Here is a 22,677-nt window from a genome sequence, read left to right on the forward strand (position 1 = left end):
GATACGCGCGAGAGAACATCTGCCAGAATCCGATTGAATTGAGTCGTCTGCACCAGTGAAAGGAGATCAAACGCAATCAACCTTCAACATCGCGCTTTGATCATGGAGGCCGAGCCAGCATGCTGATGTTCGGACGATCGCCAGTGCAGGATGCCCTCGTTGCTTAACAAGAATTGGTATTATTTATCGCAAATAGATGCTTATGCGAATGCGACACCACAATAATTTTGATTTACTTCGTCTTGTCTTGTCTTGGATGGTTGTGGGTGCTCATTGCGTTGATCTATCTGGAAGTCAGGCACTTCACTTGATTCGATGGTTTGCGCATTCAAGAGAAGCCGTTGAAGGTTTTTTCGCAATCAGTGGTTGCCTAATTGTCGCCAGTTGGGACCGGTCCAAATCCCTCGCTGATTATTTTCGCAAGCGGGCGCAACGTATCCTGCCTGGCTACTGGTTAGCATTGGGATTCTGTCTCGTTGTCGGAAGTTTTATGACAACCTTGTCTTTGCCTGCCTTTTGGCGTAGCCGGGAAACGTGGCAATACATCTTCTATAACCTGCTTTTCCTTAACTTCAAAAAGCCGGATCTGCCTGGAGTCTTTCAGCACAACTTTCTGACACCGGCAATGAATGGCGCGTTATGGACAATCAAACTCGAAATCGGTTTTTATATTCTTGTCCCGTTGTTGGCATGGTTTGTTCGCAAGATCAATCCTTTCATTGTTATCAGCACAACATTTCTCCTTTCAATTGCATTCAATCTTGTTTTTGAGCATCTGGGAAAGCCTACCTTGGGCAAGCAGCTGCCGGGGCAGTTGTGTTTCTTTATGGTTGGAACTGCCGTCTATTACTACTTCAATCAGTTCCAGGCTCATAAACAATGGATGTGGGCTCTGGCATTGGCCGCAACGATCGCAGGCTCTCTAACTGGCTGGTTATTTCTGGAAGCTGTTGGTATTCCCCTTCTTGTGCTTTGCGTTGCATTCCTGCTGCCGTCATATCGCGGGATCACCCGTTTTGGCGACTTCTCGTATGGCACCTACGTACTTCACTTCCCAATGGTTCAGATGTTGATCGCACTAGGCTTTTTTTCGCGAACCCCCTTTGGCGCGGTCTCCTTGGTCGTATTGATTGTGGCGATTCTTTCCGCACTCTCATGGTTTGGTGTAGAACGAGCATTCTTGCGCCCGACCAGATTGCAACAGCAAGAGTCAGAGGTTCGGAAGCGCAGCACCGATAAAATCGATCAACCAGAACTTTCCAGCCGATAGAGCATTTTCATTGCAGATGCAGTACAGGGATCCCGCATATATGCGAGTTTTCCGCAATGAAAACGTCGCGGCACTCCTCTTCGATGAGGATGAAGATGCCGTCGAGCATCTCTTTGAAGATGGAGTGAGCGCCGAAGAGAAACGCTTAGAGACTTGTTTGCGGTAGATACTCTTCCGGAGTAGTTGCGGCCTACTCGCTCTTGATAGACTGGAAATTACACAAGATAATGCAAATCTCGTGCTACTTTGGGCGGGAGTTGAGGTTGTTTCGCTCCAAGTCATCTAAAGGATAATCAATGAGCATCAAGCAAGCACTCAAGAATACCCTGTCCGCTTCCATCTTTCATTCCGTCAGGGACATTCCATGGATGATCCGGGATTGGAGAACCAAGGCTCCCATCGGGCAAGGGCCCATTCCTCCGTTGCGTCTGATGTTTGATGGGCCGCGAGGCTATGATCTGTTTCTGAAGATGGGTCGCGAGACGCTAGGTTTTTACAAAAACATTGCCGGCATGAAACCCGATGACGTAATCCTTGACATCGGCTGCGGTATAGGCCGAAAGACACTGCCGCTACTGGATTATCTGAACGACAAAGCGCTTTATGTTGGGATGGATCTGGACCGGAGGGGAATTGACTGGCTGCTCCGCAATGTGACGTCGCGCAATCAGCGATTTGTCTTCCTGCATCAGGATATTTACAACAAGTTTTACAATCCAAAAGGATCTCTCATCCCTGGCTTACTGGTGCTTCCTTTCCCGGATGCATCGTTCGACATGGTTGTTCTATGGTCGGTATTTACACATATGTATCCCGGCGATATCGCACACTACCTATCTGAGATCGCTCGTGTGCTCAAACCGGGTGGAACGCTCGCGGCTTCCTTTTTTCTTTATGACGATGAAGTCCTCAGCCGGATGAAACGCGGCGAGACAACAATGGATTTCAAGTATGCATTGAAGGATTGCAGAACGACAAATCCGAATATGCCTGAGGACGCGCTTGCGGTAGGTTCGGAATGGCTAGATTCCGTTCAACATCAAGTCGGCCTTCAGACGCAGCAACGATTAAGCGGAACCTGGACAGGGGCTGCGCCGCATGCGGGACTTGAACTCACGAACTTCCAAGACATCGTGTTGGCAAAGAAGCTCTAGCCTCGTTCCCGGCTAAAACCGCGAATATTTCTCATCGCTGATGACATCTTCATATGATGTCAGCGTTTGCTGCGCGGTCTTACGCCAGGTGAATTTTGCGGCCTGTAGAATCGCTTCTTTGCGCAATCTCTCGTACAGAGAGGAATCGGAGAGAAGACGATCCATCGCCAAACTGATCTGCTCCTTTTGGGTCGGATCGATCAGTAAAGCCGCCTTGCCTGCTACTTCCGGAAGCGAGGAGATGTCGCTTGTGACCGTGGGAATGCCGCAGGCCAAAGACTCCAGAACTGGAATTCCGAAACCCTCATACAAAGAGGGATAAATGAAGATGGTTGAGGCGGCCAGGAGATATGGTTTGTCCTCCTCCGGAATGAATCCCGTGAACTTGACTCGCGACTCCAGACCCGAGTTTGCCACGGCCTCATAGATGCCGTCGTACATCCATCCCTTCATTCCCGCGATCACCAGGGTGAGTTCAGGATGTTTCGCAGCTATCGACACGAAGGCGTCAACGAGTCGAGCCACATTCTTTCGCGGTTCCAGAGTGCCGATGTACAGGGCAAAATTCGTTCCCAGTTCATAGGTTCGCCGAACCCTTTCGATCTGACCCGGTTCAAGATTGGCACGGAAGGCCTCGCTCTTACCGTGATGAATGACCCAACTGCGATTTCGATAATGATTGAAACGGGATCGGAAGTCGCGCTCGGCCGAATGCGAGACGAAGATAAGTCCGTCGGCCAGATGTGCCGAGGCCCAGATAAACAAGCGAAAGTAGAAAACCTTAAATCGATCATGAAATTCAGGCATGTTGTAGAACGTCATGTCGTGAATCGTCACGATTCGGCGTGCCCCGAAGCACATCAGAGGCAACGAATAATGCGGCGAATGAACCACGTCGATACGGTACCAAAGCACCAGGATCGGGAGAATGATCTGCTCCAAAAGAAAGCGGAACGGCAGGATGCGAAAGATTTTCGCGGGCACGCGGATCGTACGCACGTTGGGGCGTCCGCCGAAATCCATCGAGGGGTCGTCATCCTGGACCAGGACAAAGAGTTGAAAGCTGTGCGGCATCGAAGCAAGCTCTCGAAGCAGGTTTGCAACGTAGACACCCACGCCAGCCTTATTCTTCGTCACGCATGTAGCGTCGAACAGAACTTTCATTGCGAAAGCTGCTCCAACGCCACCTTTTTCCCATCGCGCAGTCCCTTTTGTTTTACCTTCCGAGCATGACGGAAACTTTGATGCAGGATCGCGCGTGTTGAATCCTGAAGGATATGGAGCATGATCCAAAATGACGGTACCAGGCCGTGAAAGTGCTTGTGAAGAAAGAGCGCCCGCCCCCGCGCATTGTAGTAAAAGCTGAAGTCGGAGATACCTCCGCCGGTCAATCCACTTACCTTGTGCCAGAGCTTGCTCTGGGGCAGGTGGTACATGACCAGCCCTGCCTGTCTTGCCCTGTACATAAAATCGACATCGTCACCGTAAACGAAATAACGTTCATCCATCAGCCCGATTTTCGCGAAGACTTCCCGTCGAATCAGCACGCAACACGTCGGTGCATAATCGATCTTCTCCGGATGACTGTACTGGCCGCGATCTTGCTCATCGGCCCCCCGGTGGTATATCTGGAACCCGAGCCTCGGCTCGAAGCGACCTCCCGCCGTCCAGATTCTGTCTGGCGGATCCATGTAATAGATCAAAGGCGTGTCCATATCGCAGCCAAGGTCAGCCAGCCCTTGCACTAACTGCGCAAAGAGTTCCGGATTGAATACCACGTCATTGTTAATCAGCAGGACATATTCGCAACCCATTTCAATGGCCGCGCGAATTCCCTGGTTGTTCGCCCCCGCCACACCGACGTTAGTTGGGTTCGCGATGACAAGCTTTTCCACGCCGGAATAGGCGTGGAGCAGGGGAATAGTGCCATCGGTCGAAGCATTGTCTACCGCAATCAGGCAGAACTCACTATGGGTCTGGGCGTTCAACGATGCGAAGAACTCATCCAGCATCGCCGCACTGTTATAAGTCACGGTCACCACCCCGATCTTCCGTTGAACAAAGGCTGAGGGAAGATTGATGGTGGGATCCAGGTAACTAACTCCGCCCATGAAGCAGTCCCTTTTCCGCCATCTCTTTCAAGGACTGTTGGTAAGCGTCCAACTGGGGCTCGTATCGTTCCGCCCATTCCAGGAACTGGCGTAGCCCGTCATCGAAGCGCCATTGGGGTTCATAGTCGAGCAGAGCCTTCGCCTGCCCCAGATCGGCCAGCCCATGGCGAATGTCTCCATCCCGGAACGCGCCGGTGACTTCCAGGGTTGAGGAGCTTTGGTAAAACGACTTGACTTGCTCCGCCACGTGCGCCACCGTAGTGCGCTCGTTGGATCCCACATTGACCACGTGACAACCGTTGGCCGTAACCTCAAGACACCGGGCAGTGGCCCGCACGACGTCGTCGACATAGACGAAGTCGCGGCTTTCCTGGCCATCTTCAAAAATTTCGAGCTTACGTCCAGCCCGAGCCAAATTGCAGAAGATGCCAAGAATCCCGGTGTAAGGATTCTTGAGTGACTGTCCAGGTCCATAGACATTCTGGTAGCGCAATCCGAAGGAAGGAATGCCGAGTACCTGGCCAAACATCATGGCGGTCTGCTCCTGCACCTGCTTCGTCAAACCATAAAAGGACGAGGGCTGCGAAGGCGCCGATTCCGTGGTGGGAACCGTCTCACAGGATCCGCCGCATAGCGGACAAAGAGGATCGAACTTGCCCGCCATCTTATCTTCAACCGATCGCGATGACGGATACACAATGCCATCCTTTTCGCACCGGTAAGCGCCTTCTCCATAGATCGCCCGCGATGAAGCGACTACAATGCGCTCCACCTTATGACGCGGGTTCTTGGCCAGTAACTCATACAGGGTAGCCGTCCCACCGAGGTTCGTCCGCTCGTAACGCATGACCTCATACATCGATTGACCGGTGCCGGTCTCCGCGGCCAGATGAACGACACTGTCCACTCCCTGCAGCGCAACGCTCATCGCGGACTGATCGGCGACGTCTCCGGTAACAAGGCGAACGTGCGGAGCAAGATCAGAAGGCAGGCGCTCTTCTCCGGCATGGACTTGAGAAAGAAAGCTGTCGAGGAGGGTGACTTCTTGGCCCTTTGCCAACAGGAGGCGCGCCAGATGTGTCCCGATGAAGCCCGCGCCGCCGGTGATAAGTGTATTCAAAGATCAACCTTCCGCAGGATGATGTAGGTGTTGAACACCCAGCATATAGTATATAACCTCTGGCATGTGCCGAGGCCGCTGATGAGACGCTTGCAGGAGTTCTTGAATTCTCCCTTTTTTGAAAAATTGACGTTCTTAAAATTCGTTTACCATCACGCTAAGACACGTTTTTTTTACCGCTACGTGGTGGGTTCCATGGGCAAGCGCTGTGTGATCATCCGACCCGCCTCTCTCTATAACGCCCGTTTCGTTCACCTCGGAGATCGGGTGCGCATCAACTACGGAGTGCGTCTCGATGCCATCCTGGACAGGCCATCGCGTGCCCCGGAGTTGCGGATCGGCAGCAATGTGAACATTGAACAGAACGTTCATATCATGTGCCACTCACGCATCTTGATCCGCGATAACGTCAGCATCACGGGTCACTGCGCGATCGTGGACATCACGCATCCTTACACAGACATTCGCGACCCGCGTCCCATCGGACAACGCATCCTTGATAACGATTCCTTCGTAGAGATTGGCGAGGGTTCGTTTCTAGGCTTCGGCACAGTGGTCCTGCCCAATGTCCGTATCGGCAAATACTGTGTCATCGGCGCAAACTCCTGCGTTACGCGGAGTATTCCCGATTACTCGGTCGCAGCCGGCAATCCCGCCGTGGTTATCCGGCAATACGATTTCGCAAGTCACAGCTGGGTGAGTGGAGGGACCTCTCGCGGGATGGAAGTGTCATGATCGCCAACGTAAAAGCCGCATTGAGGAGGCATCTCCACCGGCCTCTTTCCGGGATGCTCGCCGGACAGGATGTCCGTATCGATCGCCCGCACCGCATCTCCGCTCCTCAATGCATCAGCGTGGGCGACCGGTCCTGGATTGGCGCCGACGCGCTCATCACACCGATTGTCGAGTACGCCGGACAGCGCTACTCGCCGCGCATCTCCATTGGCCGCGATGTCTACATCGGTCCGCATGTATATCTTGCTGCGATCCATAGCGTCATCATTGAGGACGAATGTGTTCTGAGCGAACAGGTCTACATCAACGATTGTTCCCATGGCTTACACCCCGATGCCGGACCGATCATGGCCCAGCCTCTGTTGCATGGCGGAGATGTCCGCATCGGCAAAGGCTGTTTCCTGGGCTATCGCGTCGCGATTCTTCCCGGAGTCGAGCTGGGACCACACTGCGTCGTAGGCATCAATTCTGTCGTGACCAAGTCGTTCCCAGCTTATTCCATGCTGGCGGGTTCGCCTGCACGCATCGTCAAGCAGTGGTCCGCCGCGGAGCAGGCGTGGCTGGCACCGGCACAGCCCATGTAGAATTGGGATAAGTCCGCGTCTATTTACGCTGCCTGAATTTATGGCGTTCAAGGTAGAACCTGACCGCTATCGTTACGCTATGGCTGAAGGAGCCTGCAGGGATTCATGATTGATCTTGCTATCGCTTACAGAGTCTACCCGGGTGTTTCCAAAACTCCGGCCGCCTGGAGCGACGACAAGTTAAAACTCTCTGCATACTGCCTCTCCTCGTTCAAGCAATCCCTCGGTTCACTTCGGGTCAAGATTTGGGCACTCCTCGATGGCTGCCCGCCCGCCTACGAAGCGCTTTTCCGGCAATACTTCAGCTCCGACGAGCTGGTCGTGGTCAACCTGGACAAGATCGGCAACCATGCCACCTTTGCCATGCAGATTGACCTGCTTTCTCAACAAACCGAGGCCGAACTGGTCTATTTCGCCGAAGACGATTACGTCTACGCTCCAGGCGCGCTTGTTGACATGGTCGAGTTTGCCCGGGCAAATCCCGATGCTCACTTCGTCACCGCCTATGACCATCTGGGCAACTACGATCTGCCCATCCGCCAGGAACGGCATCTTATCCGGCCATTCGGTTCCCGTCACTGGCGGACCTCCACTGCCACATGCCTGACGTTTCTCGCTACGCGCACAGCCCTCCTGCGAGTTCGCCGTACCTTCGCAACCTACTCACGACACAGCGAAGATGGCAGCATATGGATGTCCATTACCCAGAAGGTGGGCTTATTCAATATTCCTGTATATGGCAGCACTCGTATCATGTTCAAACTTTGGCTAAAGGCCTGGTACTGGGGATGGACTCAGATCTTGTTTGGCGGCAGGCTGCGCCTCTGGGGGCCGATTCCCAGCCTCGCTACTCATCTTGAATCCACGTGCCTGGCGCCAACGATCGACTGGAATAAGGAATTCGACCGCATTGAACAGGAATTTATCGATCGCCACGAATCGCTTTCGTTTACAACCGGGCGTGGACAAGTGTGACCTCCCGTCGCGAAAAGTTCCTCATCGTCAAGAACGCGATTGCCAATCTTGTGCGCGGCGGTGCTTCCGCCCTCGTTGCCGTCCTTCTTCCCTCCTTTCTTACCCGTTCCATGTCTACCGAGGCCTTCGGGGCATGGTCTCTCGTGCTGCAGTTGAGCGCCTACGTCAGCTATCTCGATTTCGGTATTCAGACCGCAATCGCCCGCTTTGTCGCCCATTCTTCTGAACGCGGGGAGGGCGAATATCGCGATCGCATCGTCAGTACGGCCATGGCCTGTCTTGCGTCATCGGCCTGCATTGGTTTGCTCGGTCTGGTACTGCTGTCATTCTTTATCCCTCGCCTCTTCCCTCATCTGCACGGGGAACTCTTGTTGAGCGTCCGGGCTTCCGTCATCCTGGTCGGCGGCTCACTCTGCATCGGCCTGCCTGCATCCGTCTTCACCGGAACCTTTGTAGGGCTTCAGCGCAACGAAGTTCCGGCCGCGATTATCGGAATTTCAAGGCTGCTGAGCGCGGTTCTACTGGTCGTCGTAGTGCGTCACCGTGGAACCATCCCTCATATGGCGTTGGTCATGGCGCTGGTGAATGTGGGATCGTACGCTGTGCAATACGTCGCCTACCGCAGACTCAGCGAGAGTATCGCTCCGCCAATTCGACTCTCTCTTTCCAAGATTTCCAAGGCGGCGGCCACCGAACTCTTCGACTATTGCTTCAGCCTCACGGTGTGGGGATTGGGAATCCTGCTGGTGACGGGTCTCGACCTTACCATCGTCGGCATCTACAGTTTCGGTGAAGTAGCCTACTATTCCATCGCCGCTACCGTGGTTACGTTGCTGGCAGGCTCGTTCGGCGCCATCTTTGGTGCCATGGGATCCACCACTGCCGTAATTCACGCCCGCGGCGATCGAGCCGGCCTGGGCAAAATGGTCCTGGGTGCCACTCGCATGGGAACAGTGATGTTGCTGGCCACCGGATTACCGCTGATCGTCTTCGCGCATCCCCTGCTCCGCGTCTGGGTTGATGCTCAGTACGCTGCCAACGGCGCGATCTTGTTACAGGTGTTGGTTGCCGCGAATATCATCCGCATGACCGTGACGCCTTACGTACTGGCAATGATCGGGAGTGGAGAGCAGCGCCGCGTCATCCTGACTCCGTTGCTGGAAGGCGTGAGTAACCTGCTCTTTAGCGTGCTTCTGGCTCGTTCGTTCGGAGCAATCGGCGTTGCGGCCGGGACGATGGTCGGTTCGCTTGTCGGTCTTGGCGGCAATCTCTTCTACAACATGCGACGGACGACTGAGATCCAGATGAGCATCTCAGAATACTTCTTCTCGTCGCTGCTTCGGCCCAGCCTTTGTTTTCTGCCAATAGGCCTTGCGGCCGCGGTGTGGCGATTCCTTCCCATGGACCTTATCGCGGTTCGTTTTATCTGTGGAGTCCTTGCGACGGCTATCAGCCTGGGAATGCTTTGGCGCTTTGCACTCCAGCCCGAGGAGAGAACCAAATTGGTCGCGACGATTCGCGGAAGACTTGGGCGCGAGATCGCTCCCTCCTGAACCGCTTTCCGTCAGCTCCTCATGCGGAAGGAGTTGCGTAGCTCCCGCAGCCGCTCCGCCGTCTCCGGCGTATCTCCCATTCGCTGAAAGCCCGGGCGCAGCATGACCCACGCTATCCCCAGAATGAATCCCGCAAGCCCTCCACCGGCCACGATCAACCCACGAGGCGGGCCCGAGTTCTTGTCCGGCGGGGTTGCCGGGTCAACTACCTGGACCAGAGGCGATGACTTCCCTTCGTCGATGCGCGCCACTTCATACTGTTTCAGCAGAAGACTGTAGAGCGCATCGTGGTACTTGACCTCGCGCAGCTTTCGCGAATACTCGAGCGTCGCCTGGGCAACCCGTCCCGTCGGCACCCAGATGTCTCCAGGAGACTGCGCTTCCTGACTATTCTCCAATGTCGCCAAGTGGTCCTTCATAGAAGCGATCTCGCGAGAGAGTCTCTGCACATCCGGATTTTGATCGGCGGCGAAGGTCCTCATCGACTGCAATTCGACTTCGCGATACGTGATCTCCGCGCGGAGCTGAGCAATACTGCGAATGATCACTTCCGCCTGACTCGACACCTGAATGAGACCCGTCTTCTGCGCTGTCGCCTTGAGATCGTTCTCTGCTGTCTCGAGCACAGCCTTCTCGTTGGCCACCTCCTGTTCGAAGAACATCCTTCGCTGCGCTGCTTCCGTAATGGCCAGTGTCGAGTTCAGTTTGTGAAGCTCGGCAACGTAGCCATTGGCAAGATCGCTTGCGCGGTGTGCATCGTGGTCAGTCACGGTGATGGAGATCAGTCCATTCTTTTCCGCCTTGAAGACTACATGGTTCTTCAGCGACCCACGGGTGTCCACAAGCGTCTTTGTGTGATAGATCGAACGCAAATTGAAGCGGTCGATCAATCGATCCGCAATCGCATTGCTCTCCAGAATGCCGACGTAGAGTTCTCCCGGATTCTTGAACAGGTTTGCGGCCGCGGCTCCGCCGGTGATTCCGGCAAGTGCGCCGAGTTGTCCCGTTAATGCCGAGGCCGAGGATTGTTGCTGCGCCGGGGGCAAGATCACGGCCTGGCCGGTGAACGTCGTCTTAAGCAGGAAGGCGACCAGGCAACTTGCTAAAAAGAAGACGAGTGCCGTCAGCAGAATCGCCCGCCAGCTCCGAGCCAACACCAGCAAAGCATCCAACAGGTCAACGTTGCGTGGACTGGTCGTGATCGGCGCAGCTCCGGCTAGTAACTCCGAGCGTTCAAAATTTCCAGTGCCCAATGTCATATCCACTTCCCATCGTATCTCAGTCGATCGGTACAGCCTTCGCTGACGTTTCCCCGAAATCGTATTCACTGAGACAATTGCTTGGCCATTGCATCCACCTGGCGTGCGGCCAAGGATTCCGCTTTTATCGCGGTAAAGATTTCCATCATGCGGGCCGCCCAGCTGTCCCAGTTCAACCTCGTCTCATACTCGTTGCGCGAGGAGATGCACATTTCGCGATAACACCCCGGGCGATCCAGAACTTCGCGGATGCGCGCCGCATACTCTGCCGGGCCCGCGCCTGCCGGCAGGAGCAATCCGTTGACTTCATCTCTGACCACACTTGAGATGCCGCCGGTGTCGCGGGTCACGGATGGCAGGCCGCAGGCCGAAGCCTCCCCAAACACAAAGCCCCAGGCTTCCGCCTCGGAAGGCACAATCAGAAATGTCGAGGTTAGTAAGAGATTCCTAAGTTCCAATACTTCCGCCGGATCGTCTTTGCGCAGGAACGGAAGCACCCGCATCGCCGGATGTTCGACACCTGCCGGAGGCTTGCAACCGCAGATCAGCAGCTCCGCCTTGACGCCGCTCGCAAGCAGCATCTTCAAGGTTTCAAGCGCCAGTGGGCCGCCCTTCCGCTCCCAGCTCACACCGAGCAGAAGCAGCCGGCAAACACTCACATCCCGTTGTGCCAGGGCCTCGTCTCGCGTCGGTGGATTGTCCAGATTGGCGCCGTATGAGACCACATGAAGGCGCGAAGGGGGGTATCCGTAGTCAGCTTGGAAAGATTTCGTAACCCAATCGGAAGGAGCAACGATTGCCGTTGCTCGTGCCGTTGCTTTTTTCTCGATCGTCGCTCCCTCGCGGTCGGTGAATGGCAGCAGGTTCGAGAATGAATTGTAATAAGACTTTCCCGAAGCAAACGTCATGTCCGTCAGATAGACGATCGGCAGATTTGTTTCAAGATAGGCGATCTCCGTCGAAGCAAGTGGCGCATAGATAATGTCGTAATCGCCATGCTTCAGACGCCGGGCAAACTCCCGTCCAAATGCCCGGGAAGCCAGCAGATTGTGATGCCAGTCATAAGTCCGGCCCAACATTTTCGAGGCTCCATGTAGGTACCGTGCCGCTCTAAGCCATCGTGACGAGACCGGGCCAAGCTGTGTTACCTCCGCCCCCCGCCTCTCCAAAGCGCGAATCATGAAATGGCTGGCTCCCGAGAGCACTCGGACGTTCCGCGTATCCAGATGATTTACTACGGCCACTTTCATTACTGTTCGCATGATCCTCTCTCAAATATATGGATCGGATGGATCGATTCACTCCGCAGTTCGTCCCGATCGCGCTGGAGTGTCCGGCTTATCGATGTTGTGCTTGCCCGATCGGTCAAGGGATTGTTTCCATTACTTCGCTAAACTCTTCAACTTGGCAAGTCCATACTCTCGATCGCACAAAGAGGCATGATATTGCCGGTAGTTCAGCATGTAGAGCAATACAAAGAAAAATTGTTCGGGATTGGAGTAGCCTCCACCGCGGAGCAGCTTTTGGAAGAAACACGTCAGAATGGCGCTGCTGATGTCGGCGTGACCGCTCTCACCCTTGACGCGGAAGTGAATGATAAACCAGAGGATACCAAGAAAACCCACGATCCCCAACTCGGAGAGCGAGCGCAGGGTGAGGGAGGCGGCGTCACGGGTGTTGAAGCCGGCGTCCCAGCCTGCTGCCTCGACAAGGTCTTCGCCCGGCACATCTTTGACGAATCGGCGGCTGGAGATCACATGGGAACCCAACCCATTGCCGAGGACTGGATGCTCGGCAAGCACGCGACCAGTCACATACATATTCGAAACGAGAGCATATGTGCTTACGTTGGTATCGGATACATCATTATTGGCGATCGCTCCAAATGTGTCATCCACTCGCATGCGAACATTAGGAGAGACTAGGTAAAGCCCCACAAGCAGAACGGCAACGAGTCCAGTCGCCATAACGATTCCGGTAAAGCGTTTGCCGAAGAGAAGCAGCAAACCGACGGCGACGGCGGTATATCCGATGGAAGAGCTTGAGAAAGCAACCGCCAGCGCCATCCAGAGAGTCTCCTTCCGGCATTTGCCGAAGCGAAGCCACTGGCTGGCATACCAGTAGAGGGCAGGCATGGTCAGAAGGCAGAAGGCGGCCGGTTCAGTCGCCATTCCCTGAAGCCGCACCAGGCCATGATGGTAGATGCATTGCGCCGGCCATATCAGGATGCCGATCAAGGCAAACAGATAGGCAGCCTTTATATAGGTCTTCCAAGCGCGATTGACGAGATTGCCTTGGGCATGAAAGAAGTTAGCGAAGTAGAACGCGCTGAGGCTAATCGCCCCAAGTTGTTTGAAGGTTTCTCCGAGAGAGTCCGTGCCCTGGATCGTCCCGACGATACCGGTGACGAGCAGATAGAGAAGAAATCCTACAAGCCAACTAGGCAACACAATAGGCGGTTGAAAGGCCCAGATCAGCAGGAGGTTGCTCAGCATCACGAGGTAAAAAAGAAAAATAGTGGGACCGGCATGCCAGACCAGGAAGCCGCTGAAGATACCCCAGACCGTTGAGAAATAGATGTACCGTTCGATGGAGAGGGGAGCGACTTCTGGTTGATCCCGCATGGCTGCTGTCGACATGATCCCCGTTCCATTTGAGACTTCCGCGGCCGGTTCCGTGGCGCTACTCCTCGGAATCAACCAGCATCTTAAACATTAGCATTTGAATGTAAATGATGAACCGTTCGGATGCCGGAGCTGCCCTCTGCATGACTCCATTCGATATCTCTCCTTGACAGCTTAGTTACTGGCCCTCCACTCCTCCTTATTAAGTAGGAGAGTGTGTGACAACGTAGGTTCAATTGTTTTCGGATTTCTCCCGGCCCTCTGCCGGGGATTTTAAAGGAAATTTGTACAGTCATCCTGCACAGCCGAAATCTAGCCTTCTAGGTCAAATGGAATCAGAAGGTTCTGAATTCTTTCTCACCTACAGGCGACTCGCCCTTCCAAAATTGGACAGTCTACTCCTCGGCACAGTCCTCTGCGGGAATGGGACGGTATTCGATCCCCGTCGCTGGGACGACAACAATCATCGATACAACGGCTTGTGTAGTTACAATCGTGGTATCACCGTAGGGATGAATAGAGATAATGGCCGAAAGTTCATGGAGGATACGGCGAGCTACCCACGTGTGGGCCCGCAACGTCTCTTTCTGGAAATTCTCACTGCTTGGATTGTTCCTCCTGGGTTGCGGAAGCGGATATATGGGTGGGCCGTCGCTCTCAACAGGCGCCAGCTACGGTCTCAAACGGCCTATCGGAACCCTCATGAACTTTGGCGATTCAATTACCTGTGGATACACCTCTTCTCCTGCTGATGGAACCGGTTACATCTATTCCAACGAGGGGTATGCTGGACAGGTTTCAATGGAGATGGAAAAAACTCCCCACAACTTGTGCCGGCCAGGAGATCTGGCGGCGGATATGGCCCGTCTCTGGGTCTACCCAAATACCAATTCGGTCATGGGTAAAAACCAGGTCTACACCGTGATGATCGGCACTAACGACGCGAACTACTGTGGCGACAGCAACGGTTGTATCGACAACTGGGAGCGTAGCGCAGGGGCAGCCATAGCATGGCTTGCGTTACCAGACAAAGACAAGGTCCTTGGCTCGGCGATCACAAACACCAGCGGAAGTTGGAGCAGGGACTCGGATCTCCCGATCGGTTCGTCAACCACCGATGCCAACGCAGCCGTCACATTCACCATTGATGCAGCCTCCGCCGGCAAAATACTCTATCTTGCCTACCGTGTCTTTGACCCCGGTCTCAGGGATACGACTCAGGCCACCGTTTCAATCGATGGAACAGTAGCAGGTCAGCTAAATTCCGCCGTCGATACTGGACATCTGATCGCAACTTGGTGGTCAACCCAGGAAAGTATCTTTCTCGCGAAGTATCCTCTGGTCTCCGCCGGAAAGCATACCGTCACCCTATCGACGGCATCGACCGGAGGCTTTTTCTCATTTCTTTGGGGAGGCATAAGCAGCCAAAACTATAACAATCTTCCGGGCGCACCGAGCGTTCTTCTTGGCTCCGTTCCGCGCGCAAAAGCCGATGACCTGAACTATGAAATTCTGTTGTACAACAAACGATTTCTCGAAATGGCCAATGAATTTCAACAGCAGGGTATGAACGTTACGACTGTGGATACATTTCACGTCTACGACACGAGCGATCTTTCCGATGATCTACATCCGAACCTGGCAGGGCATACGAAACTTGCCGCCGCATTCCAAGCTGCCTTTTAGGTGAAATCTCTTAGAAGGAAACAACGGTAAGGTGAAAGACTCGGAATATCTTCCATGAGGCGACAGGATGGAGGAAGGTGTAACAATACTCGGATCTAATACGCGCCCTTGCCGCGGAAGACCACACTGACCGTCTTGGCCAGAATCTTGAGGTCAAGCGGGAGATTCCAGTGATCAATGTAGTGAAGGTCCAGGCGTATGGTCTGGTCGAAGTCCGTCTCTGAACGACCGGATACCTGCCATAGGCCGGTGATCCCAGGCTTGACGGAGAAACGGCGCATCAGCCACGTTTCGGAGAACAGTGCGACATCGCGATTGGGCAGAGGGCGCGGGCCGACGAGGGACATCTCCCCGCGGAGCACGTTGAAGAGCTGTGGCAGCTCGTCCAGCGACGTACGACGCAGGAATTGGCCCACCTTAGTAACGCGAGGATCGTTCTTCATCTTGAACATCGGGCCGCCGAACTCATTGTGCTTTTCCAACGCAGCCATCCGGGCCTCGGCGTCAACCACCATGGAGCGGAACTTCATCATGCCGAAGGTGCGCTTGTTCTTGCCCCACCGCTCCTGCCGAAACAGGACCGGTCCTTTGCTGGTGAACTTGATCGCCAGAGCGATAACCAAGAAGACCGGCAGCAGCAGGATGATGCCGAACAGCGCAGCGGTACGGTCGAAGATATCTTTCAGAAGCAGGCGATGGTCGCTGTGAACCATCTCCATGCCGCGAACGCCGGTCTCCTCATCGACCGTGGTATTTTTGGCAATCTTCGATTGAAAGAGGTCGACAGAGTACAGGGCCTTTACGCCGGCGTGGCCGCACATGGCAACGGCCTGTTGTACATCGGCAAAGGCGCTCTTGAGCGGCAGAGCGATCAGCACTTCGTCCACGGGGCGGCGCATGAGGATGTTCTCGAGATCATCCAGCGGTCCCAGCACCGGAGCGAGACCTTTGCAGTCGGGCTGCGGGTCAGAGTCCACAAAGCCACAGACCTGATACTCAAACGAAGGATGAGCCAGCAACTGCTGGGTCAACATGAAAGCACGCGGGCCGGTTCCGACCACGACCACGTTCCGCTTCTTACGCAGGGCCGGCTGAACACTGTCGTAGAAGGTGAACAAGACCACGCGGTTCAGTCCCATCAGCAGCAGACCGGTAATCGCGAAAAGCAGGCTGGCGTGCCAAATCTGGCTGAAGGTGTACTTGCCGAAAAACATCGTCAGCGCAACGGGCAGCGCGGACAGGCTGACGGCCAGCGGCGCGCGCAGCAGGAAGCCAAGCTGCGAGGTGCTCTGGCGGGGCTGGTACATGCCGGTCGCCCAGAAAAAGACTCTCCAGACAACGAGCAGGGCCGCGCCCACGATCAGGGTCTGGATGGAAACGCGCACGGCGAGAATCTGCTTGAGAGACTGGCCCGCCGCCAGAGAAGAACCGAATATCGAAACCAGCAGAGAGATGGAAAGGCTTACGGTGTCAGCAATGCGTACCGAGCCCTTGGAAAACCGGCGCATGAGTAGAGTGTCTGCTGCAGGAGCCGTGGGTGTTGCGGTCGCCCTGGTCGACGCAGATTGAGCTACGGGGACCCGGGCGGCTTCGTCAACACCCGATTTGAGAATGTCTTCCTTCATCTGTCACCCTCTGTACTACTCAGTTCCGGGTTCAGATCCCCGGCTGTTCTAGAAGACCAGCAGAGGGTGGGGAGAGTATATGCACCTTTCGGGTAAGACGGTTACCTTGGAGTGGTAGCGATCCGGCGCAGGAAATGCTCTCCGCCAGTACAGTCGGTCTAAAGACCGAAGCAACTCGTATAAAAGCCGAGGTTTCCGCAAGCAAAGAATTGTTACACTCTTGCAGGAAATGCCGCCTCAGCCTTCGCCGAACTATTCGCAGCCGAAGATCCGCCAGATTATTCTGGAGGCCATCTTTCGGCACGAACGGCTCTTCTGGCTGACGATCGCCGGCATCATGCTGCTGGTGGCAGTTGGAACCTACCTTACCCCTAAGAAATACCAGGCCGACGCCAAGCTGATGGTGCAGAACGTGCGGTCGTCTTCGCCGTTGACCACGACGGCCTCAGACCGACTGGTTACCTCCGGCACGGTCCCCACTGAACAGATCTCGACACAGGTGGAACTGCTGCAAAGCTCCGTTGTGGCACTGCGGGCGATTGGGGCCGGACCCGTTGGAAGCGTGAGTCGAGAGAAGAGCCGCGAGGCGGAGAAACTGCAGAAGGCCCTCAGCGTCGAAGCCGTTCACCAGACCAACCTGATTGAGCTGAAGCTGCTAGGCGACTCCCCCGAACAGGCCGCGGACCAGTTACGCCGGGTGATCGACGCCTATTTCACAGAGAGAGCAGGATCAGGCCTGTCCGCCGGCGCCGCGTCGTTCTTCGATGAACAGTTGCGCTTTAAACAGCGGCAGCTCCAGGTGGACCAGGAACTGCTTTCCGACTTCCAGGTAAAACATGGCATCTCCGATCTGGACGAAGAGAAGAAGCTGCAGACCGAGCGGATATCCTCTCTGATCAACCAATCTCTGCTTGCCGAGACACAGCTTGCCGCGCAGCGAAGCAAGGCGGAGACGAACCGCCGGCAGCTTGTCCTCACTCCGGCGAGGTCAAGTACGATCCAGCGCTCCATCACCAACCAGTACTCCCAGGAACATCTGGGTACGGAATTGGTGGACTTGCAGAACCATCTCACGGAGCTGCAGAAGCGCTATCCGGAGACCGACCGGCAGGTCATTGAGACCAAGGAGAAGATTGAGACGGTCAAGAAGGCCGAAGCGGGCGCCCGGTCCACCCCCGCCACCGAAGAGGCTACCGACGTCAATCCCGTTTATCAGCAGCTCAGCGCATCCCTCGCGGCGTCGGCAGGAGAGATGAGTGCCGGGGCGGCCGAGGTGGCAAAGATTAACGAGCAGCTCCAGGACGCCCGGCACAGGCTGGAAGAGCTGAACATGGCCACCTCGCAGTATGACGCCCTGAAGCGCGACGTTGCTGAGGCTCAACGGGACTTCGATGTCTACGCCCAAAAGAGAGACGAAGCACGAGTCTCGGAGGAGCTGGACAAGGCCCGCATGTTTGACGTGTCCGTTGTGCAGCCTCCGATCAGCCAGTCCAACCAGATTCGGCCGCGGCCAAAACTCTATATGGCAGCCGGCCTCGTCTTCGGGTTCCTGCTGGCGACCTTGCTGGCAATCTACGTCGACACCTCGTCCGAGATGGTCTACCTCCCGTCCCAACTGGACGGCCTGACCGGAGTTCGAACGATGGCCACGGTCGCGGAAGACGATCAGGCCAATGCGTCTTCGGCAAATGCGATCGCATATCGCCGGATTCTGCTCGCCATCCGCAATGCGCTTCGCCATCGGGAACAGGAGATCGTTGCGCAGACGAAGGGATTGCTGGGCGCCCCCACGCCAGAGAACGCACCTCCAGGGCAGAATGAGTCGGCAGATCCCATGTCTTATGGACGCTGCGTCGCTTTTGTCTCGCCGCTGCAAGGCGAAGGTGTGACCTATGTCGTGAATCATCTGGCCGAAGAGGCTGCGCGGCAGGCATCGTTCCGCGTCGTTGTTATCGATGCCGCTTTACTGCTGCGCCAGTTCGCGGAAAAGGGAGATGCCGGTTTTGCGCTGAAGAAGGATAAGCGCGCGGGCTACTGGGAGCTTGATACAACCATTGAAGTCCCGGACAGCAAGAACCATATCCCGCGCGGCACCAGCCTGCAGGAGGTCTTCTCCTGGAGGCTGCGTCCGATGATGGCGCAACTCCGGTTGGATTTCGACTATGTGTTGCTCGATTGCCCGAGCCTTGCGGAGTCCACTTTGAGCGGCGAACTGGACCGCGTGGTGGATGGATACGTGGGAATTGTGGGTGCGGGATATTCCCGCAAACAGAATATCCATGGCATGGCCGCGATGTTCGAAGAAGCCAGCGCACCAGTGCTGGGATATGTGCTGACTCGACGCCGGTACCCGGTACCTACCTGGCTACATCGCCTGATTTGACGGTACTTTCCGCGATACAGCTTTGGTAGGCTGATGCCGTGAACATTAGAGCATTTTCCCGGTTGCTGGGTATCCCGGGAGGGGAGTGCAGCGGCGTTTTCATTGCGGAAAACTCCCATAAATGCGAAAGCCCAACACTACACTTAGAGGGAAAATGCTCCATGCCGAGCAATCGTCTGAAGACGAGATGTGTGTTGCCGGCAGCCGCTGCGATCGTGCTGGCGACTCACCCTATGATTTTGCCTGTACATGCCCAGATCAGGGGTGCGGGAGATTCCCCTACAGGACTGACGAGAAAGAACGCCGAGGCTCCTGCCGGAACTGGAGCATACCGCCTTCACTCCGGAGATCAGCTCGTAGTGAACTTCCGGTTTACCCCTGAGTTCAATGATGAGGTTACAGTTCAACCGGACGGCCACGGCCAGTTCAAGTCCGCGGGCGATCTGAAGCTCGAGGGGCTGACCATTCCCGAAGTACGGGCACTCATCCTTGCGGAGTCAACCTCGAAGCTGGTGAACCCGGAGTTCACGGTAACCCTGAAAGATTTTGAACGTCCTCATATCTTCGTCGCCGGCGAGGTCATCACTCCGGGAAGACAGGAGCTGCGCAGACCGATTACGGCTATGCAGGCGGTGCTCGCCGCAGGTGGTCCGAAGGAAGATGCCGCCATGGGACGCGTGGTTCTCTTCCGCAGAATCGACTCTGAGATGTCAGAGGTCCATATCTTGAAGCTGAGCAGCCTTAAGACTGTAACGCGCGCGCAAAACGACATGGTGCTGCAGCCAGACGATCTGCTTCTGGTAGGCCACGATCATCTGCAGACGATCAACCGTTACATCAAGACGGCGAATCTTGGCATCTACCTGCAGCCGCTGAGCTCGAGTCCGGTATTCTAGGCCGGGATGCAACAGCTTCCCACTTGGGAGACGACCGCGCGTGCTGAAAATCCTGCTCATCGCTTATGAGTGCAGTCCATACCGCGGCTCGGAGTGGGCTGTCGGCTGGGGCAGGCTACTTGAGGGATCACGTGTAGCCCAGATGCATGTCCTTACCAGCGAAGACAACTTTGCCGCGCTCAAACGGGCACAGGAAGAAGGTCTCCTCCCTCCGGAGGTGCGGTTTTATACCCCTGAACCGGATGCCAGGCTCCGCGCCGAATCTCCTGCTCATGGAGCCTTTGCGTATAACTACGGCGCATATCATCACTGGCACAAACTCGCTATCGAGCTGGCAAGGAACCTGCACGCACAGGAACACTTCGATCTGGTGCACCAGGCAACCGTGAATACGTTCCGTGAACCCGGCTATGGATACGAGCTTGGTATTCCGTTTCTCTGGGGTCCCATTGGAGGATCGCAGAACTATCCGATGAGCTTTTTGTCGCTGCTACCGGTGAAGGAAGCAGCCAAGGAAGCTGCGAGGGCAATTGCAAACAAATACACGCTCTATCGCGATTCGCGGGTCCGGCTGGCGGCACGCAATGCAGCAAAGATCTATGCATCTAATTCCACCAATCAGCGCGATTATGAGCGTGCCTGGGGCAGAAAGGTCGACCTGCTGTTGGAGACCGGCCTAAAAGAGGTGCCGGAACCGGACCATTCCCGGTTTGAACGCCGGTTGGAGGAGAAGCGACGCGGACACCAGACCGCTCCGCTGGAGCTACTGTGGAGTGGCGAACTGCAGACACGCAAGGCGCTGCCGGTTCTTCTGCGTGCCCTCCGTAAGGCGCGCAAGCAGGCTGAGTTCCGCCTGACCGTGCTTGGTGATGGCCCGATGCGGGAGTTGTGGACTGCGGAGGCCAGGGCGCTCGGCCTGCAGGACATCGTCAGCTTTGCGGGACGGCTTCCCTTCCCTGAAGCTGTTGCGGCGATGCACCATGCCGATCTCTTCTGCTTCACAAGTCTGCGGGACACCAGCGGCAACGTGGTGCTGGAAGCGCTGGCTGCAGGTGTACCGGTCTTATGCTTTGGCCATCAGGGCGCCGAAGATATGGTGGACGCAACCTGCGGAGTCAGACTTCCGGTCGTCTCACCCAAAAGGGCAATTGAAGACTGGTGTCAGGCACTGATTGAATTGGCTGAGAATGCCGAAAAACTACTTGCGATGAGTTGGGCTGCCCCGGTGCGTGCTCGTGAATTTCTGTGGTCACGCAACGGGGACGTGGTGAACGAGGCATATCTGGAACTTGGCCGAACCAACATGGAGAAAGGTTGAAGCTCGATCAGAGCGCGTACGCATGAGCTTTCCAGCATCGAGCATTGGGCCCGGGGAGCCGTTGCCACCGCCAGGAATGCTGCGCGCCATGTGGCGCCGCGGAGTTGCGGTTGCCGGCGGCCGCCTGACCTATGCCCTTGCCGACCAGGTGACCTACAGCTTCGGCAACATGGTGGTCGCTGCCATTCTCAGCAGACATGGCAGCCGCGCAGAGTTTGGCACCTACATCCTTACGCAGCGGGCTATGGATATCTTTATCCAGATCTGCAGCGTCTTCTCCTGGGCACCCTTCATGTTCCGCTTACCTTCAACACCGAAGGGACGGCAGCACATCTTTCTGGGAAGCATTGTCGGGCAGCAGGTCTGTGCCTGCCTTGTATTCGCATTGCTTTTATGGATCGCTGGCTGGTGGACAGCCGGCCATCATTATGATCTCTATGCCAATGTCATGGTTCCGCTGGCTGTGACGTCCATCGCTATTCTGTTCCGCGAGTTCACCCGGCGCATGTACTTCGCGGAGCTCCGCTTCAAAGCTGCTTTCTGGACGGACGTAGCAACCGTCGGTCTACAGATCGCCGGTGTGGAGATGCTCTACCGCATCGGCCGGCTGCATGTACCCGAGACATTACAGGTACTTTCGTTTGGCGCCGGGGTAGTTTCTCTGTACTGGATTCTGACCGAATGGAAGACCTTCGAAATCCGTCTGCGTGACGTATATGAAGACCTGCGACGGGACCTCCGTCTGGGCGGATGGCTGCTGGGCGGCAACATGATCTCGATGGCCAGCGCTCAATGCAACCCGTGGCTTCTAGGGGCTGTCCTGGGGCCGGCTAGTGTGGGCGCTTATGCCATCTGCGAAAGCGTCGTCAACATTCCACGAGTAGCGCTAAATAGTCTGCAGAATGCGATGGCCCCGGTGGTCGCGCGCTCTCTGGCAAAGGACGGGAAACCCGGTCTGCGGCAGGTGATTGCCCGCTACGACCGCGCCCTGCTGCTGGGCTCGGCTGTCTGCGCCGCGGGCGTTGTTGCCCTGGGACCGTGGGTTGCCCGGCTGATCTTCAAAGCCTTTCCCGACAATGGCCGGATGATCCTGATCTTTCTTGCTCTTAACTTCATCGCTGTTGCCGCAACATTGGCCCAGAGCTATGGTCTGACTGCTTTGGACAAGGCAGGTCTTGTCTTCTATGCCAATTTGGCCGGATTTGTTGTGCAGGTGCTCCTGGCGGTTGCCCTGGTTGGCAAATTGAATGTTGCGGGGGTGGCCTTGGCCATGTTGCCCGGCAGTATTGTGGTTGTCATCATCAGGCAGATTTTTTACAGGCGCGAAATCACGAGCCCGCAAGAAACGGCATCATTTGGTCGAAATGCATAGGATGGGGACAGG

The 22,677-nt window shown here is 55.7% G+C and carries 18 protein-coding genes; 11 read left to right on the forward strand and 7 right to left on the reverse strand.

What is annotated here, in order from left to right:
• Window positions 1-208: 208 nt before the first annotated feature.
• Together OHL21_RS19935 and OHL21_RS19940 are read left to right on the forward strand one after the other, a co-directional pair.
• Window positions 209-1,270 carry an acyltransferase family protein gene (locus OHL21_RS19935; RefSeq protein WP_263419055.1) on the forward strand — a complete coding sequence of 354 codons (1,062 nt, stop codon included), beginning with the start codon at window positions 209-211 and terminating at the stop codon, window positions 1,268-1,270.
• Window positions 1,271-1,566: 296 nt separating this feature from the next.
• Complete coding sequence (locus tag OHL21_RS19940; protein WP_263419056.1) at window positions 1,567-2,424, forward strand: class I SAM-dependent methyltransferase; 858 nt, start codon at window positions 1,567-1,569, stop codon at window positions 2,422-2,424.
• Between the two features lie 12 nt (window positions 2,425-2,436).
• Here the strand turns inward: OHL21_RS19940 and OHL21_RS19945 are convergent, their stop codons facing one another.
• From OHL21_RS19945 to OHL21_RS19955, 3 genes are read right to left on the reverse strand one after another with little or no spacing between them, the layout of a single operon-like run.
• Window positions 2,437-3,588, reverse strand: a complete 1,152-nt coding sequence (locus OHL21_RS19945; RefSeq protein WP_263419057.1) for a glycosyltransferase family 4 protein — start codon at window positions 3,586-3,588, stop codon at window positions 2,437-2,439.
• Window positions 3,585-4,535, reverse strand: coding sequence for a glycosyltransferase family 2 protein (locus OHL21_RS19950; RefSeq protein ID WP_263419058.1), 951 nt, complete (start codon window positions 4,533-4,535; stop codon window positions 3,585-3,587). Before OHL21_RS19950 ends, OHL21_RS19945 begins: the two co-directional genes overlap by 4 nt.
• The gene (locus OHL21_RS19955; protein ID WP_263419059.1) at window positions 4,522-5,655 is read right to left on the reverse strand and encodes an NAD-dependent epimerase/dehydratase family protein; all 1,134 of its coding nucleotides are present in this window, start codon (window positions 5,653-5,655) and stop codon (window positions 4,522-4,524) included. Before OHL21_RS19955 ends, OHL21_RS19950 begins: the two co-directional genes overlap by 14 nt.
• Before the next feature lie 195 nt (window positions 5,656-5,850).
• On the opposite strand from OHL21_RS19955, the gene OHL21_RS19960 reads away from it, so the two are divergent.
• From OHL21_RS19960 to OHL21_RS19975, 4 genes are all read left to right on the forward strand, one after another.
• On the forward strand, window positions 5,851-6,390 hold the full coding sequence (locus tag OHL21_RS19960; RefSeq protein WP_263419060.1) for an acyltransferase: 540 nt from the start codon (window positions 5,851-5,853) through the stop codon (window positions 6,388-6,390).
• Window positions 6,387-6,974: an acyltransferase gene (locus OHL21_RS19965; RefSeq protein ID WP_263419061.1), complete on the forward strand. Its 588-nt coding sequence runs from the start codon at window positions 6,387-6,389 to the stop codon at window positions 6,972-6,974. The genes OHL21_RS19960 and OHL21_RS19965 overlap by 4 nt, the downstream gene beginning before the upstream one ends.
• Before the next feature lie 105 nt (window positions 6,975-7,079).
• Window positions 7,080-7,949, forward strand: coding sequence for a hypothetical protein (locus OHL21_RS19970; RefSeq protein ID WP_263419062.1), 870 nt, complete (start codon window positions 7,080-7,082; stop codon window positions 7,947-7,949).
• Window positions 7,946-9,502, forward strand: coding sequence for an MATE family efflux transporter (locus OHL21_RS19975; RefSeq protein WP_263419063.1), 1,557 nt, complete (start codon window positions 7,946-7,948; stop codon window positions 9,500-9,502). Before OHL21_RS19970 ends, OHL21_RS19975 begins: the two co-directional genes overlap by 4 nt.
• 11 nt (window positions 9,503-9,513) lie before the next feature.
• On the opposite strand, the gene OHL21_RS19980 is transcribed toward OHL21_RS19975, so the two are convergent.
• The 3 genes from OHL21_RS19980 to OHL21_RS19990 form a co-directional block, all read right to left on the reverse strand.
• Window positions 9,514-10,761: a GumC family protein gene (locus tag OHL21_RS19980; RefSeq protein ID WP_263419064.1), complete on the reverse strand. Its 1,248-nt coding sequence runs from the start codon at window positions 10,759-10,761 to the stop codon at window positions 9,514-9,516.
• A gap of 65 nt (window positions 10,762-10,826) precedes the next feature.
• Window positions 10,827-11,942 carry a glycosyltransferase family 4 protein gene (locus OHL21_RS19985; protein WP_263419065.1) on the reverse strand — a complete coding sequence of 372 codons (1,116 nt, stop codon included), beginning with the start codon at window positions 11,940-11,942 and terminating at the stop codon, window positions 10,827-10,829.
• A gap of 201 nt (window positions 11,943-12,143) precedes the next feature.
• On the reverse strand, window positions 12,144-13,400 hold the full coding sequence (locus OHL21_RS19990; RefSeq protein ID WP_263419066.1) for a hypothetical protein: 1,257 nt from the start codon (window positions 13,398-13,400) through the stop codon (window positions 12,144-12,146).
• A gap of 687 nt (window positions 13,401-14,087) precedes the next feature.
• On the opposite strand from OHL21_RS19990, the gene OHL21_RS19995 reads away from it, so the two are divergent.
• The gene (locus OHL21_RS19995; protein ID WP_263419067.1) at window positions 14,088-15,071 is read left to right on the forward strand and encodes an SGNH/GDSL hydrolase family protein; all 984 of its coding nucleotides are present in this window, start codon (window positions 14,088-14,090) and stop codon (window positions 15,069-15,071) included.
• Between the two features lie 95 nt (window positions 15,072-15,166).
• On the opposite strand, the gene OHL21_RS20000 is transcribed toward OHL21_RS19995, so the two are convergent.
• Entirely contained in the window at window positions 15,167-16,696 is a 1,530-nt protein-coding gene (locus tag OHL21_RS20000; protein ID WP_263419068.1) for a sugar transferase, read from the reverse strand.
• 229 nt (window positions 16,697-16,925) lie between these two features.
• Here OHL21_RS20000 and OHL21_RS20005 point away from each other — a divergent pair, with 229 nt between their 5' ends.
• The 4 genes from OHL21_RS20005 to OHL21_RS20020 all read left to right on the forward strand — a co-directional run bounded on the left by OHL21_RS20005 (window position 16,926) and on the right by OHL21_RS20020 (window position 22,665).
• Window positions 16,926-19,079 carry an exopolysaccharide transport family protein gene (locus tag OHL21_RS20005; RefSeq protein WP_263419069.1) on the forward strand — a complete coding sequence of 718 codons (2,154 nt, stop codon included), beginning with the start codon at window positions 16,926-16,928 and terminating at the stop codon, window positions 19,077-19,079.
• Window positions 19,080-19,240: 161 nt separating this feature from the next.
• Window positions 19,241-19,975: a polysaccharide biosynthesis/export family protein gene (locus OHL21_RS20010; RefSeq protein ID WP_263419070.1), complete on the forward strand. Its 735-nt coding sequence runs from the start codon at window positions 19,241-19,243 to the stop codon at window positions 19,973-19,975.
• Window positions 19,976-20,015: 40 nt separating this feature from the next.
• The gene (locus OHL21_RS20015; protein ID WP_263419071.1) at window positions 20,016-21,293 is read left to right on the forward strand and encodes a glycosyltransferase family 4 protein; all 1,278 of its coding nucleotides are present in this window, start codon (window positions 20,016-20,018) and stop codon (window positions 21,291-21,293) included.
• 22 nt (window positions 21,294-21,315) lie between these two features.
• Window positions 21,316-22,665, forward strand: coding sequence for a lipopolysaccharide biosynthesis protein (locus OHL21_RS20020; protein WP_263419072.1), 1,350 nt, complete (start codon window positions 21,316-21,318; stop codon window positions 22,663-22,665).
• The last annotated feature ends 12 nt before the right edge of the window (window positions 22,666-22,677 follow it).

This window comes from Terriglobus albidus, assembly GCF_025685425.1.
GTDB classification, from domain to species: Bacteria; Acidobacteriota; Terriglobia; order Terriglobales; family Acidobacteriaceae; genus Terriglobus; species Terriglobus albidus.